The organism is Flavobacterium chungangense LMG 26729, assembly GCF_000735715.2.
Lineage (GTDB): Bacteria > Bacteroidota > Bacteroidia > Flavobacteriales > Flavobacteriaceae > Flavobacterium > Flavobacterium chungangense.
The window spans coordinates 24035-38029 of sequence record NZ_JASY01000024.1; the positions used below are offsets into that span (position 1 = coordinate 24035).

Sequence of the window (13995 nt, forward strand, 5' to 3'; positions counted from 1 at the left end):
TTAAAAAATTGAAAATCTTGCTTTAAAATGGAGGCTCCGTCCTGCTTTTTGAATCTTAAAATTGTCATAAAGATTGGCGTCAAATAGGTTTTTTACTTCTATACCAAAACTTTGCCTATCATTGTTAAGGGCATAATTAAGTCCAATGGTATGCAGGTTTTGATTAGGGATTGCTAATTCTGAATCAATATTGGCTTTGCTTCCAATGCCCAAAAAACCTTTTGCTTCTCTATTTTTAGGTATGGGTTCCAAGTAGAACTCGTTTACATAATTGTAATACCAATACGCTTGCAGGGCATCGTTAGCTATAAAGACATTTCTGTGAATGGTTTTAAGACTTGCTCCTCCAAAAAAGTAAGGCGTGTTTCTAACTCTTGAATCTTCTAAAAATTTGACATTAGGATTAGTAATGCCAAACAAACGAAGATCTTGATAGGTAAAGTTAATTCCAAAAATCAACCATTTTTTTAAATTAATAGAGGCATCGGCTTCTAGTCCAAAGCCTTTAACTTTATCAAAATTTTGATGCTGAAGAAAAATTACATTGGTGGGTACTTGCACAATAATATCGGTAGCTCGTCTGAAAAAAGTATTAATCTCTAGTAAATAGCGTTGTATTTTTTGTGTTCGATAGCCTAAATTGAGATTGATGCTTTGCTCAGGTTTAAGGTTAAAATTTGACATTTCAAACAATCCATCGCCAAAGACCTCCGAATTTTCAGGCAGTCTTGTAGCATATTCTCCCGAAATTCTAAAAAATGAATTTTCGGTTAGGTTATATTTTATAGCCTCGGCAATACCAAATCGATGACTCGAATTACTAACTTGCTCTTCGGTAGGACTTGCAAAAAGCGCATCGGTTCCATTAGTTTTGAAATAATAATATTTTAGAATAAAAGTATTGCTAAACTTTTCTTTGATTTTGGATTCCAGTCCAACTGCTCCCACCAATTTGTCATAACCCGCAGGAACGGTCAAAATATCACGACCAGAATAAAGATAGCGACTGCCAAAAGGATCGTTCCCTATTCGGTCATAAGTAGTGTAAACCAAATTGGCATCTATTTTTTGTGAAGGATTTAAGGAATAACTAAAATATGTTCTGGATATAAAATTTTTAAAATCAATATTCGACAAAGAACCATCAGAATCGGCTTCGCCTTGTCGGGCTGGGTTGTCAATTCGGTTACCGTTCCAGTCATAAGTGCAATGGCAAGTATCTATTCGGGTTGCGCTTAGTTTGCTTAATGCCAAAAACTGACTAAAATCGGCTTTTTGATTCCAGAATTTCTTTTTATACAATAGTGTTGGTACAAACGATTTTTGCTTTGTAACCACCTGTCCAAAAGGTTCTGCCATTGATGCTCCGTGTTGTTCTTGTTTATCTATATCAAAATAAGTTATGCCAATTCTAAACAAATCTGCCCATTTCGAATTAGTAATTCCTCCAAAAAATTCTCCATAATAATTAGTGAAATCGTCGTGAAATCGGTTTACAGTTACATCTTTTAAGTTTCGGGTAAAAGGGTCAACTATTTTTACATCCACTTTATAATTATTGTCTGAATGATTATAAAAACCATCCAAACCAACAAAAAAAGAAGTCTCTGGGATTTTATAAAGTGTGTTAAACGTAGCTCGATGGGTGTTAAAAGAAGCCACTTCGTAGGAAACATCAAGATAGTTTTTTGAACTATTTTTTGTAACCAAATTAATAGCTCCTCCCATAGCATCGGCACCCAAATAGGTAGGCAAAACTCCTTTATATATTTCAACCCTTTCCAGAATAGCCACAGGCACGATATTGATATTAAAGCCTGAACCTAGATAATCCAGCGGAATTCCGTCTTTAAAATATTTGACAGCTTTTCCTTGAAAACCATTGATAAACACATTGGCATTAGACCCCAAACCACCTACTTGCCTTACCCTGATTCCTGAAGTTCTATTTATAATTTCGGTAAGTGTTGATGCTTCGTTTTGGATGTTTTTTGTAGTAATTATATCTGCTTTTATGGCTTGCTCACTTACTATTTCCGATTTAGACTTTCCTTTTACAACAATTTCTTTTAGCAAATTATTTTTAATGGAATCGTTCTGAATTTTATTTTGTGCAAATGACAATTGAATCGACAAAATTGTAAAAATAATAAAAGTGTATTTTCTATTAGAATTCATTATAAATGCAAATCAAGGGTTTAAAAAACAAATACATAAAACAAAAAACTGCTTGTTTTATGTATATTTGCTCTTATTTAGTTTAAATAAAAATTAAACACAAAATTATGATACCAGCACCAATAAAAACCAACGCAAAACGCATTATTCCCTACGCATTTGGACATATTGGAAACTATTCATACAAAAAAAAATAAATTCGTTTTCAATATATAAGACTTTAAAATATGGCAAATAAGCAGATTATTCTGGACGGAGCAGTTGTGTCAATAACTGATTTTAATCTCACAGCTCCCTTGATAATTGACATCAAACAAGATTTTCCATTTATTAAAATCCATTTCCAACTTGGAGGAAAGATGGATTACCAACCAACCAATCAAAATGAAAAAGCAATTGTAATAGAAGAGGGTCAATACAATTTTTTTTATTTACCTAAAATAGATGGCATACTAACGCTACATCCAGTAGTAAGAAGTACTGTAGAAATAGAATGTGGAGAGGATTTTGTACGAAAAATTTTTAAAAATGATTTTCATAAAATAAGTGGATCTTTTGGAATAGCATTAAGAGAAAAGATTCCTTTTAAAATGTGGGAACAATCAGAAAGTATTCCCAAAGTTTTGAAAAGTAGTATTGAAAATATAATTAAAAATTCACAAAAGAAAGAAGTAGATTTAGTGTATTGGGAATCGGAGATGATTAAGATATTTCAATATATGTTTTCTAAAATCAATGATAAAGAAGAAATAAATTCACTAGTATATTTAAGCGGAATTGAACAAGAACAAATAACTAGAGTTGAAACAATACTACACAAAAAAATTCAAACATCAATTACCGTCGAAGAATTGGCACTTGAAGTTGGAATAAATCGAAATAAATTAAATCGAAATTTTAAACACATTTATGGTGAGCCTATATTTCAATATCTAACCCGTATTAGAATGGAAAAGGCAAAGGAAATCCTTTCAAAAAAAGGTGTGAATATTTCGGAAGTTGCTTATGAAGTTGGATATAAAAATCCACAACACTTTACGGTAGCATTTAAAAAATATTTTGGATATATACCAAGTAAGTTGAAATAATTATAAAAAAAACAATAAAAGAAGCCGTCACAAATATATAATGAGACGGCTTCTTTGTTTTAAATGGGTTTTCGATTATTAGTACTATTTTTTTGCTTTTTCAATACTGCATAAAGACTAATAGAAGCCAAAACAATCCAAAAAACATCTAAAAATTAGACTGTTGAGAAAAGAGTTTCAAATTTATGATACTCTAAAATCCTTGCTTCCACAGGAAAATCAATTGGGGATTACGCTTTAACCAATAAAAATTTTGTGGAGGTTGGAGAGTGTTATATTGGGTAAATTCCATCATTTACAAAGAATTAATAAATGCTAATAATTCATTCCTTTCAGCTAATGTCAATTTTTTAAATCTATCTTTAGCAACTTTCGCTTCGCCACCGTGCCATAAGATAGCTTCTGTAACGTTTTTGGCTCTCCCGTCGTGCATTAAGTTAGTATGATTGTTTACAGTTTCAATCAGTCCAATTCCCCATAAAGGCTGGGTTCTCCATTCTTGACCTGTGGCTTTAAAATCGGGCGTATTGTCTGCTAAATCAGCTCCCATATCGTGCAATAACAAATCGGTGTAAGGGCGAATGGTTTGATTGTTTAAGGCGGCAATAGTATGTGTGTTTCCGGTTTGTATTTTGGGTATATGGCAACTGGTACAGCCAATGGTGTTGAATGTTTTTTTGCCTTTCAATACATTTTCGTCAGTGTAATTTCGTCTGGCGGGAACGGCTAGCGTACTGGAATAGAAAACTACCCGTTCAAAATTAATATCGGATATTTCGGGAGTACCACCGTTTGGAATTAAGGATAAATCGACTCCAAAGGGTGCGTTTTCGTTGGGGAACAAACTTGTGGTAATGCCCATATCGCCCAAAAAAGCTCCGGCAACTTGCTGACGCACATTGGGTTGATTGGCTTTCCAACCAAAGCGACCTATTTTTTTGGAATTGGAAGCTACATCGTGTACATAATTTAACCTGCCCGAAATTCCGTCTTTGTTCGTGTCATTTTCATCCGTAAAACCAAGTAACGTACTTTCTGGTATGGCTTCTAATAACCCCATTCCGATGACCTGATTGGCAACTCTAGGCGAAATTTGAAGATTGCTAGCCAAGGCTCCAAAACCCAAATTAGAAATTTGATAGGATGGTTTTTGTAGCACCACCGTAGTTCCATCGGCAAATGTTTCGATTATGGGTTGGTATATAATTGTAATTTTTCCCTCTAAAGTTTGTCCTAAAATTGCTCCGTCTTGCAACTGTCCGCCATAAATAGGATCAGGCAAATTAGCTCCAGTGGCATCCAATCCAGCAATACTCAATCGAAGTAATAAGCCGTGACCTGTTTCGCCATCTAGCAGCGGTGCTCTACCCCGACCGTCTTTAAAATGACAACTGGAACAGGAAATCGCATTAAAAAAAGGTCCTATCCCATCTCTAGCTGTTGTAGAAGCAGGTGCAACCACCCAATTTTGTCTAAAAAAAGAATTGCCAACTGCGAATTCTTTTCCCTCATCAAAAGTTAGATTAAGAGCCGAAAAACCAAAAGCTTCTTCAGACCTATTAAAAACAGTAGTTTCTCCACCCGAATATTGTTCGCCCTCTTCAGCTGTAAGTGGGAGGTATTGGTCGTCGTTATCTTTAGAGCAACTAAAAAAAAGTACACTCAATAAAACCAAAATTCCTTTAATGCAATTTTTCATTTTTAAATAGAAAAAAGTGTCCTTGTAGTAAGGACACTTTAGTTAAACTTATTTTAAGGCTTTCTAGCTATTTACAATAATACCAATTTTGGTAGCTCCTGCTAATAAATTAGCACCTAATGTTTTTAATTCCGTAGCGGCAGCAAGTACTTTTTTACCTTCTACAGATGATTCTCCACCTGAAATGGCTAAATCAAAAGGAGTAAGTATAGTAGTAACTTTTGCCGTAGCACTAGTTATAGAGGTATTGGTAGCTGTATAAAATTCGGCGTTGGCTTGTTTTACTAAATCCTCTAACGATGCGCCATCTATAGAACCGTATTTTCCTTGATAAATATTGATTACACTTTGCAAGTTCAAAGCAATATCTCTATGTGTATTGTCACTAAAACAAGAATGCTCGTCTTCCTGATCTGCATTTTCTACGGCAACTTCCATACGCTCTTCTGGTAACTCGGCAGAAACTAAAGTTGTAATTCCTAGGTAGATATTCTTTATGGCTTCGTCTTCTTTTAATGCCAAGAAAGCAGTTCTATACGTTCCACCCACTTTCCATTGGTTTACTACTTCTAATAAATGGTCTGTCAATAAATCAGCACATACTTTTAAATAAGTAGCTCTTCTTGCTTGGTTAGCTGCTGTTCCTCCAGTAGTTAAATAATCTGTATAAGGTCTTTGTCCGGGTTTGTTGGCAGACGGCAAAGTTAAATCCTGCCCCCAAAGTAAAAATTCGATAGCGTGATAGCCTACAGTTACATATTTTTCGTTATCTCCTTTTCCGTTTTCTCCCACTAAAACATCTTTAGTTATTGATGGAAAACCTGCTGGGTCATTTATAATTCCTGATGTTGAAGCGCCATCAGTATAATCAATAAAATTCTCATCCAATGGCCAAGAATTTACAAATCCTTCTGGTCCTTCTGCAAATTTTGGGTCTTCATTGTCAATTGGTCCATTAGCAAAACGGAAGCCCTCTGTTGTTCCGTAACTTTCTCTGGATGTTTTCCAAGCGGTTTTGGCAGCTGTAAAGTTAGCATCAGTTGGCGTTGTTGTAAAAGTAGTTATGGCAGTTTCTAATAAAACGGCATCATTGTATGCCTTTTGATAATTAGCAAAAGCAATGTTAGCATAGTTTTCTATTACTTGTTTTTTGGTTACAGTATTGTCATTATCGTTATTGTTGCAAGCGAACAAAGTTATTGCTCCAAAGGCAAACAAAGCCAATTTAGTGTGTATATTTTTCATAAAGCATTTTTTTTATTTAGAATAATTAAATTTAAGCAAAAGTATAAAGTTTTGTTAATCCGACAAGTTTTATTTATAATTGTTTTAAATAATTAATAACATTTTATAGTTTTTTTGTTACTGTTTTTAAGGATATTAACGTAATAACACAACTAAATACAGCAGATAGTATTTGGTTTAACCTCACTTATAGAAGGCATTTAGTGCTATAAAAAGAAAAAATAATATAAATCAACATTAGTTATTTCAAATACACAAATTTACATTGTTTTTAATTGTTCTAAATAAATATTGCTTTGTAAATTTCTCTAAATTACATTTGTAAAAAATTAGTAACTCTTTAACAAATAATTATTGTGAACTTTAAAAAACTATCCCTTTACGCATTAACAATTACGGCACTCACATTTACATCTTGCTCTAAAGATGATGATGCAGTGGCAGAAGAAACTTTCAATTATACCGTTCCTGCTACTTATACTTTTGATAGAAACGCAGCAACAACCGTAGATTATTCAGGTCAAAGTAGTCGTTTATTGATGCTTGACGAAATGGGGAACTATTATAAAACCGCAGCAACAAACGGAACAATAGTAGATAACGCAGTGCTGTCTGAAATGTATAACAACACCAACAATCGTTTTGCTGGAACTGGTTTAAATGCTTCTGGAAAACAGCTCAAAGACAAGACAGCAGCTTCAAAAGATTATTTTTCTTTATATCTTGGTGGCGGATCAACTGTTGAACAAGTTGCTGTTCGTGACCTTTTTGAAACCCAATTCAAAAATGGAAATACAGCCAGTAAAGGTGCAACTGCTGCTGCGGGTGTAGCAGGAGTATATTTAGACGGAACGAGCAAAAGATTATTTGCGGCAAATGGATTAGAGCCTCAACAAGTATTATTAAAAGGAATGATGGGGGCTTGTTTTATGGATCAAATAGCTAATAACTATTTAAGTTTAAACAAGTTGGACGAAAGTACTAATAAAGCAGACAATACTGCTAAAACTTTGGTGTCTGGTAAATCATACACTGCAATGGAACATACTTGGGACGAAGCTTATGGTTATGTATATGGTGCGGATAACGTAACTGTTACTCCAAATGTTTTCAAGTTTTGGAGTAGTTATATCAATCAAGTGAATGCAGATGCTGATTTCAACTCCGTTAAGGCTGATATCGAGTTGGCTTTTCGCAAAGGTAGAGCAGCTATAGTAGCTAACGATTATAAAGTTCGTGATGCTCAAATTGACATCATAAAAGCAAAACTTGCAACAACTTCGGCTGTAAGAGCGGTATTTTATTTGCAAGAAGGTAAAGCAAAATTGGCAACAGGAGATGCTGGAGCAAAATCGCTACATGCATTATCAGAGGCGTATGGCTTTATTATGGCATTGCGTTACACCAATAAACCAGGTACAAACAATCCGTATTTCACAAAAGCAGAAGTAGATACTATGTTGGCATCTATGTTAAGCGGAACAAATGGTTTGTGGGCAATCGATACTTTGGGAGCAAAATTGGATGCTATATCAACACAGATAGCAACTAAATTTGGTTTTACAGTTGCTCAAGCCGCAACTGTAAATTAATTTAGAACAAATACAGATAATTATAAATTGCTTTTGTAATTTTGATGAAAATTTGATAAAATGAAGAAAATAGCACTAATTTTTGGTTTTATTCTTGCTTTAGTAGCCTGTTCCTCCAATGGTGGGGATGATGATAAAAGTGAAAATAATTTTGACCGAACCGCACTTTTGACCAATTGGGCAGATAACATAATCATTCCCAGTTATACCAATTATCAAAGCAAACTGCAAACATTGACTGTAAGTGCCAACGAATTTGCAAAAGCACCAACCGAAACCAATTTGCAAACTTTGAGAACATCTTGGTTAGAAAGTTACAAAGCCTATCAATATATATCGCTGTATAATTTTGGCAAAACCGAAGAATTAAACCTCAATATGGCAGCCAATACCTACCCTACAGATGCTGCAGGAATTGAAGCGAATGTGGCTAGTGGGAGTTATAATTTGTCTCTCCTTTCACAATTTGATAAACAAGGTTTTCCAGGATTGGATTATTTAATCAACGGATTGAGTACCAATGATGTCTTGGCAATAGAATTTTACAAATCGAATGCCAAGGCTACCAATTACAAAAAATACCTAACAGATGTAATTGCCAAACTAAAAGCCAATGCCGATGCAGTAGTAACCGATTGGAATTCGGGATACAGAGCCACCTATATTGCTAATAGTGGTACATCGGTAACGAGTGCCGTAAATAAAACAACCAATTTATTTGTCAAAAATTTAGAGAAAGACATTCGTACAGGTAAATTAGGCATTCCTGCTGGAGTGTTTTCAGGAGGGGTAAAATATCCTGAAAAAGTAGAAGCATTCTATAAAAAAGACATTTCTAAAGCCTTGTTGACGGTAGCTTTGCAAGCCCAACAAGATTTTTTTAACGGTAAATATTTCAATAGTGCAACTACTGGACCAAGTTTAAAATCGTATTTGGATTATGTAAATGCCGTTCGAGATGGGAAAAAATTAAGCGACATCATCAACACACAATTTGCAGCAATCACGACTTCGAATAACGCATTGAGCAATAATTTTTCAGATCAAATAACGACTGATAATTCCAAAATGATTGCTGCTTACACCGCTTTGCAACAAAACGTGGTTTACACTAAACTCGATATGATGCAAGCCTTAAACATTACAATTGATTATGTAGATGGCGATGGCGATTAATCACAGCATTTCAAAATACCTGAATACGTATACACAAGCCTCAACGCTAGCTTTTTTTAGGCTAGCGTTTGGTTTTATGATGCTATTTAGCCTGATTCGTTTTGCGAGTTATGGCTGGATCGAAGATTTCTACATAAAACCACAATTTCATTTTACCTATTATGGTTTTGAGTGGGTTAAACCACTGGGAATTTATACCTACTTATTATTTATAATTTGCGGAATTTCGGCTTTGTTTGTTGCCATTGGTTATCAATATAAAACAGCTATTGTTAGCTTTTTCTTGAGTTTTACCTATATCGAATTGATGGACAAAACCACCTATTTGAATCACTATTATTTTATTACTATTGTTAGTTTTATTTTGATATTCCTTCCTGCAAATGCTTATTTTTCGGTCGATGCCTATAAAAATTCTAAAAAAGTGTTCCAGAAAATTCCCCGCTGGACTACGGATATTTTAAAACTAGTATTAGGAATCGTTTATTTTTATGCCGGACTTGCCAAACTCAACTCGGATTGGCTATTCAAAGCGATGCCATTAAAAATTTGGTTGCCCAATAATGCTGATTTACCCATAATTGGGTTTTTGTTAAACGAAAATTGGGTGCATTTTGCTTTTAGCTGGACAGGGATGATCTACGATTTGAGCATTCCTTTTTTATTGCTTTACAAAAGGACTAGAATCTTCGCATTTGTATTGGTAGTTGTTTTTCATATTTTGACAAAAATACTATTCCCGATTGGTGTATTTCCATACATAATGATTGTATCTTCTTTGTTGTTTTTTGATAGTTCGTTTCACAAAAAGGTATTGGAATACATTGCAAAATTCTTCTCTTTGAGTAGCACTATTTTTGAAAATGGAAAAGAAAAAATTCAAAATTTCGACTTGATTTATAAAACAAAATTAGCTGTAATAACTTGTTTTTTGGTGTTCCAAATTGCATTCCCCTTTCGGTATGTATTGTACAAAGACGAACTGTTTTGGACAGAAGAAGGATTTCGATTTTCGTGGCGGGTTATGCTGATGGAAAAAGCAGGTTATACCCAATTTACCGTTACTGATGCCACGACACACCAAACAATAATGGTCAATAACGGTTGTTTTTTGACCACTTTTCAGGAGAAACAAATGGCTTTTCAGCCTGATTTTATATTAGAATACGCCCATTTTTTACACGATTTTTACAAAGAACAAGGGGTCAATGATCCCGAAGTTCGAGTAGAAAGCTACGTTGCCCTCAACGGACGATTGAGCAAACCCTACATTGACCCAAAAATAAATCTCGCCAAAGAATATGAATCTTTCCAACACAAAAACTGGATTTTACCTTTTAACGATGCAATTAAAGGACTTTAGAATACTATTGTTGATACTGTTTTCTATAAATACGTTCTCTCAAAACAAAATTTCGGGAGTTATCAAAACCGATTCAGGCGAAGCTATTTCGCTAGTTTCTGTTTATAATAAAACTACTGAAACCAAAACGGTCTCGAACAAAAATGGCGAATTTAAGATCGAAAAAAGTGCAACAGGTAGTTCTGAATTGGTATTTTACAAAGAAAATTATTCACTGCTAGAGCAAACAATCTCTGCGTCTGAAACAATTATTTCTGTGGTATTAAACAAAATAACCAACTTATCAGAAGTAGTTATTAATAACCAAAGAGATAAATTTTTCGCCATAAGCAAACTAAAAGATATAGACGAAACGGCTATCTATGCAGGCAAAAAAACAGAGGTTATTTCAATAAATAAATTAACAGCCAACAAAGCCACTAACAATGCCCGTCAAATATTTGCACAAGTTGTGGGGCTAACCATCAACGAAAGTTCGGATGGCGGTTTGCAATTAAGCATTGGTGGTCGTGGATTGAATCCCAATAGAACATCCAACTTCAATATACGTCAAAACGGATATGACATCAGTGCCGATGTTTTGGGTTATCCCGAAAGTTATTATGCCACACCAACCGAAGCATTGGCAGAAATTCAGGTGGTTCGTGGTGCGGCTTCCTTGCAATACGGAACACAGTTTGGCGGATTAGTCAATTTTAAAACCAAAACTCCTAGTCTTAAACCAATAGAATTTGTTACCAGAAACACGCTCGGGTCTTATAATTTATACACCAATTTTAGTTCATTATCTGGAACAAAAGGAAAATTTAGTTATTACACCTTTTATAATTTTAAGAAAGGAGATGGTTTCAGACCCAATTCGGAATTTAAAAGCAATAATTATTTTGCCAATTTAATCTATCAATTTACACCCAAAACGTCCCTACATTTTGATTATACCTATTTCGATTATCTGGCCCAACAAGCCGGAGGTTTAACCGATAAAATGTTTCTGGATAGCCCAACCCAAAGTAATAGAACCAGAAACTGGTTTGCCGTAAACTGGAATTTATTTGCATTGCGATTGAAGTATAAATTTGAAAACAACGCTGATTTTTCTTTGCAATTGTTTGGTTTGGATGCTAGTAGAAAAGCAGTAGGATTTCGTTCCAATCGAGTTTCAAACCCTGACATTGAGGGAACAGTACGAGATTTAATTGTAGGCGATTTTGTCAATTGGGGAGCCGAAGCACGGTATTTGAAACAATATAAAATTAAAGATAACACAAGCGCTTTCCTGATTGGAGCCAAATATTACCAATCTCGAAACACAGGAATTCAAGGTCCCGGAAGCTCGGGTAGTGATGCTAATTTTAACCTTGCTACAAAGGAATTTCCATTTTATGCCAATCAATCGGATTATACTTTTCCGAATTTGAATGTTGCTGTTTTCGGAGAAAATATTTTTAAAATAACACCTCAATTTTCGGTAACACCGGGTTTTCGATTCGAAAAAATAAAAACACAAGCTGTAGGTTCTTACCGAAAAATAAATTTAGATTTAGCTGGAAATGTGATTTTGGATGAAACCATATTTGAAGACAATATCAAAGATCGTAAAATTGTTTTATTGGGAATTGGAATGAGTTACAAACCCCAAAACAAAATCGAATTTTATGGAAACATTTCCCAAAATTATCGTTCCGTAACCTTCAATGATATTAGAACCGTTTCGCCAAGCCAAGTAATTGACCCCAATATTACAGACGAAAAAGGGTTTACCTCCGATATTGGAATTAGAGGACAAATAAACAACAAAATCACTTTTGACGCTAGTGTTTATACCTTGTATTATAATGACAAAATTGGCGAATACGAAACAAGAAACCCCAATGGATCCGCTGCCATTGTGCGCTATCGAGCCAATATAGGAACCGCAATAACCTACGGTTTTGAAACAATGTTGGATTGGAGTGTAAGCAAAACTTTCTTCCAGCAAAAAGAAAACTTTGTGTGGAATATCTTCTCGAATGTTGCCCTCACAGATTCAGAATACCTCAAATCGGATGCTCCCAATATTCAAGGAAATAAGGTAGAATTTGTGCCGCTTTACAACATCAAAACGGGAACAGGAGTTGGATATAAAAACTTTATGTCGAGCCTACAATTTACGTATGTATCGTCGCAATTTACAGATGCAAACAACAGTAAAACAGATGTAAATGATAATACGTATGGGATTTTCGGGCAAATTCCGTCCTATTATGTTGCCGATATTTCGACTTCCTACAAATGGAAAAAAATTAAACTCGAAGCCGGAATTACCAATTTTACCAACAACAGTTATTTTACAAGAAGAGCTACTGGCTATCCAGGTCCTGGAATTATTCCATCTGACCAAAGAACTTTTTATACAACGCTGGAGTTTGTTTTCTAGACCTATTAATTTAAAAGTTTAAATCCCTAAAAGGAACACAAAAAACAGCAATTATCGCACTTTAAACCAATAAAAAAAATATTTGGAAAATTTATAAACAACCTATTTATTTTTGTTTCTTTTTATTATTTCGTCCCCACCAAATATAAAATCCAGTAATTGGTAAGGAAGCTCCAATAAGTACCGCCAAAAACATTGCGATTCTGCCTGTTAGTCCAAAAATGCTTCCAATATGAATGTCATAATTCATCCGGCTGGCTATTTCTCCAGTATTAGCGTTGGCATATTTACCATAAGCTTTTACAGGAATTTCTTCAAGAGTATATTGATTGTAATAAAAGTCATCGCTATCATAACCTGTTTCATTTGGATATATTGATACATTATAAGCCGTACTGTCGGTTTGAGGAAAACCCACAGATACAGAATGTGGATTGTTGTATTTTTTTAGTTTTGCCGTAAAAACACTATCAATTCCATTTGGTTTTAGGTTTTCTTTTTTTGTGTTTTTAGCAATAGGATTTGGATATTCTATTGCTTCTTCGCCACCGCTTGCTAACCAATATTCGGCTTCGCTTACACATTCAAAAGTCCAAATTACTCCTGTGAGTGCAGCAAAAATTACAATCCACGAAGCATAAAAACCCAAAACATTGTGCAAATCATAATTAAGTCGTTTGGGTGAAGTTCCCATTTTTACTTTAAATCGTTGTTTACGGGCGGCTTTATTTTTTGGCCACCAAAGTACAATTCCTGTAATCAGCATCAATACAAAAATAAGTGTTGACCAGTGCACAATCTCTCCTCCAATTTCGCCCATCCATAATTCGTAATGTCCTTTTATAATCCATCTAAAAAAGCCATTTTCATTATTGATAAAAGCCAAAATTTTTCCATTGTATGGATTAATAAAGACGGTGTAATAATAGTCATCTCCATAAAAATCAGCTGTTGCAGCCTTGTCTCTTCCTTCAAAAGAAACTCTATTTACTTTCTTTTTAGGCAATTCTTTTTGGGCAATTTTTTGAATTCCTGAAACAGATAAAAATGGTTTGTCTTGTTTCGTTACGTGTCTATACGGTTGGGTTGCACTTTCTATTTCTGGCGAAAATGCCCAAATTGCAGCTGTGAGGCATATTATAAAAACGACCAATCCTGTGGCTAGTCCTAGCCATAAGTGAATTTGTCGGATTGCTTTTTTTAAGTTCATTACATATGTTAATTGTTAAAAATATCTT

9 protein-coding genes are annotated in these 13995 nt (G+C 34.5%); 5 read left to right on the plus strand and 4 right to left on the minus strand.

Annotated elements, in window-relative coordinates; genetic code table 11:
* Window positions 1-2178 (minus strand): TonB-dependent receptor plug domain-containing protein, encoded by a 2178-nt coding sequence (locus tag JE46_RS22035; RefSeq protein ID WP_035137025.1) that lies wholly within the window; start codon window positions 2176-2178, stop codon window positions 1-3.
* 227 nt (window positions 2179-2405) lie between these two features.
* Between JE46_RS22035 and JE46_RS22040 the strand changes: the two genes are divergently transcribed.
* Window positions 2406-3266 carry a helix-turn-helix domain-containing protein gene (locus tag JE46_RS22040; protein ID WP_031457456.1) on the plus strand — a complete coding sequence of 287 codons (861 nt, stop codon included), beginning with the start codon at window positions 2406-2408 and terminating at the stop codon, window positions 3264-3266.
* Between the two features lie 295 nt (window positions 3267-3561).
* On the opposite strand, the gene JE46_RS22045 is transcribed toward JE46_RS22040, so the two are convergent.
* Complete coding sequence (locus JE46_RS22045; protein ID WP_031457457.1) at window positions 3562-4965, minus strand: di-heme oxidoreductase family protein; 1404 nt, start codon at window positions 4963-4965, stop codon at window positions 3562-3564.
* A 63-nt stretch (window positions 4966-5028) separates the two neighbouring features.
* Entirely contained in the window at window positions 5029-6210 is a 1182-nt protein-coding gene (locus tag JE46_RS22050; protein ID WP_031457458.1) for an imelysin family protein, read from the minus strand.
* Window positions 6211-6566: 356 nt separating this feature from the next.
* On the opposite strand from JE46_RS22050, the gene JE46_RS22055 reads away from it, so the two are divergent.
* From JE46_RS22055 to JE46_RS22070, 4 genes are read left to right on the plus strand one after another with little or no spacing between them, the layout of a single operon-like run.
* Complete coding sequence (locus tag JE46_RS22055) at window positions 6567-7802, plus strand: DUF4856 domain-containing protein (protein ID WP_236010676.1); 1236 nt, start codon at window positions 6567-6569, stop codon at window positions 7800-7802.
* Window positions 7803-7862: 60 nt separating this feature from the next.
* Window positions 7863-8978 carry an imelysin family protein gene (locus tag JE46_RS22060; protein ID WP_031457460.1) on the plus strand — a complete coding sequence of 372 codons (1116 nt, stop codon included), beginning with the start codon at window positions 7863-7865 and terminating at the stop codon, window positions 8976-8978.
* On the plus strand, window positions 8968-10341 hold the full coding sequence (locus tag JE46_RS22065; protein ID WP_083480922.1) for an HTTM domain-containing protein: 1374 nt from the start codon (window positions 8968-8970) through the stop codon (window positions 10339-10341). Before JE46_RS22060 ends, JE46_RS22065 begins: the two co-directional genes overlap by 11 nt.
* Window positions 10322-12757 carry a TonB-dependent receptor domain-containing protein gene (locus JE46_RS22070; protein ID WP_031457462.1) on the plus strand — a complete coding sequence of 812 codons (2436 nt, stop codon included), beginning with the start codon at window positions 10322-10324 and terminating at the stop codon, window positions 12755-12757. The genes JE46_RS22065 and JE46_RS22070 overlap by 20 nt, the downstream gene beginning before the upstream one ends.
* A gap of 106 nt (window positions 12758-12863) precedes the next feature.
* Here JE46_RS22070 and JE46_RS22075 read toward each other — a convergent pair whose 3' ends face one another.
* Window positions 12864-13967: a PepSY-associated TM helix domain-containing protein gene (locus tag JE46_RS22075; protein ID WP_031457463.1), complete on the minus strand. Its 1104-nt coding sequence runs from the start codon at window positions 13965-13967 to the stop codon at window positions 12864-12866.
* Between the last annotated feature and the right edge of the window lie 28 nt (window positions 13968-13995).

What these genes read in the sequence shown, in the direction of transcription:
- JE46_RS22035 (WP_035137025.1), bottom strand. Translation starts at nt 2,178, where the DNA reads ATGAATTCTAATAGAAAATACACTTTTATTATTTTTACAATTTTGTCG.
- JE46_RS22040 (WP_031457456.1), top strand. Translation starts at nt 2,406, where the DNA reads ATGGCAAATAAGCAGATTATTCTGGACGGAGCAGTTGTGTCAATAACT.
- JE46_RS22045 (WP_031457457.1), bottom strand. Translation starts at nt 4,965, where the DNA reads ATGAAAAATTGCATTAAAGGAATTTTGGTTTTATTGAGTGTACTTTTT.
- JE46_RS22050 (WP_031457458.1), bottom strand. Translation starts at nt 6,210, where the DNA reads ATGAAAAATATACACACTAAATTGGCTTTGTTTGCCTTTGGAGCAATA.
- JE46_RS22060 (WP_031457460.1), top strand. Translation starts at nt 7,863, where the DNA reads ATGAAGAAAATAGCACTAATTTTTGGTTTTATTCTTGCTTTAGTAGCC.
- JE46_RS22065 (WP_083480922.1), top strand. Translation starts at nt 8,968, where the DNA reads ATGGCGATTAATCACAGCATTTCAAAATACCTGAATACGTATACACAA.
- JE46_RS22070 (WP_031457462.1), top strand. Translation starts at nt 10,322, where the DNA reads ATGCAATTAAAGGACTTTAGAATACTATTGTTGATACTGTTTTCTATA.
- JE46_RS22075 (WP_031457463.1), bottom strand. Translation starts at nt 13,967, where the DNA reads ATGAACTTAAAAAAAGCAATCCGACAAATTCACTTATGGCTAGGACTA.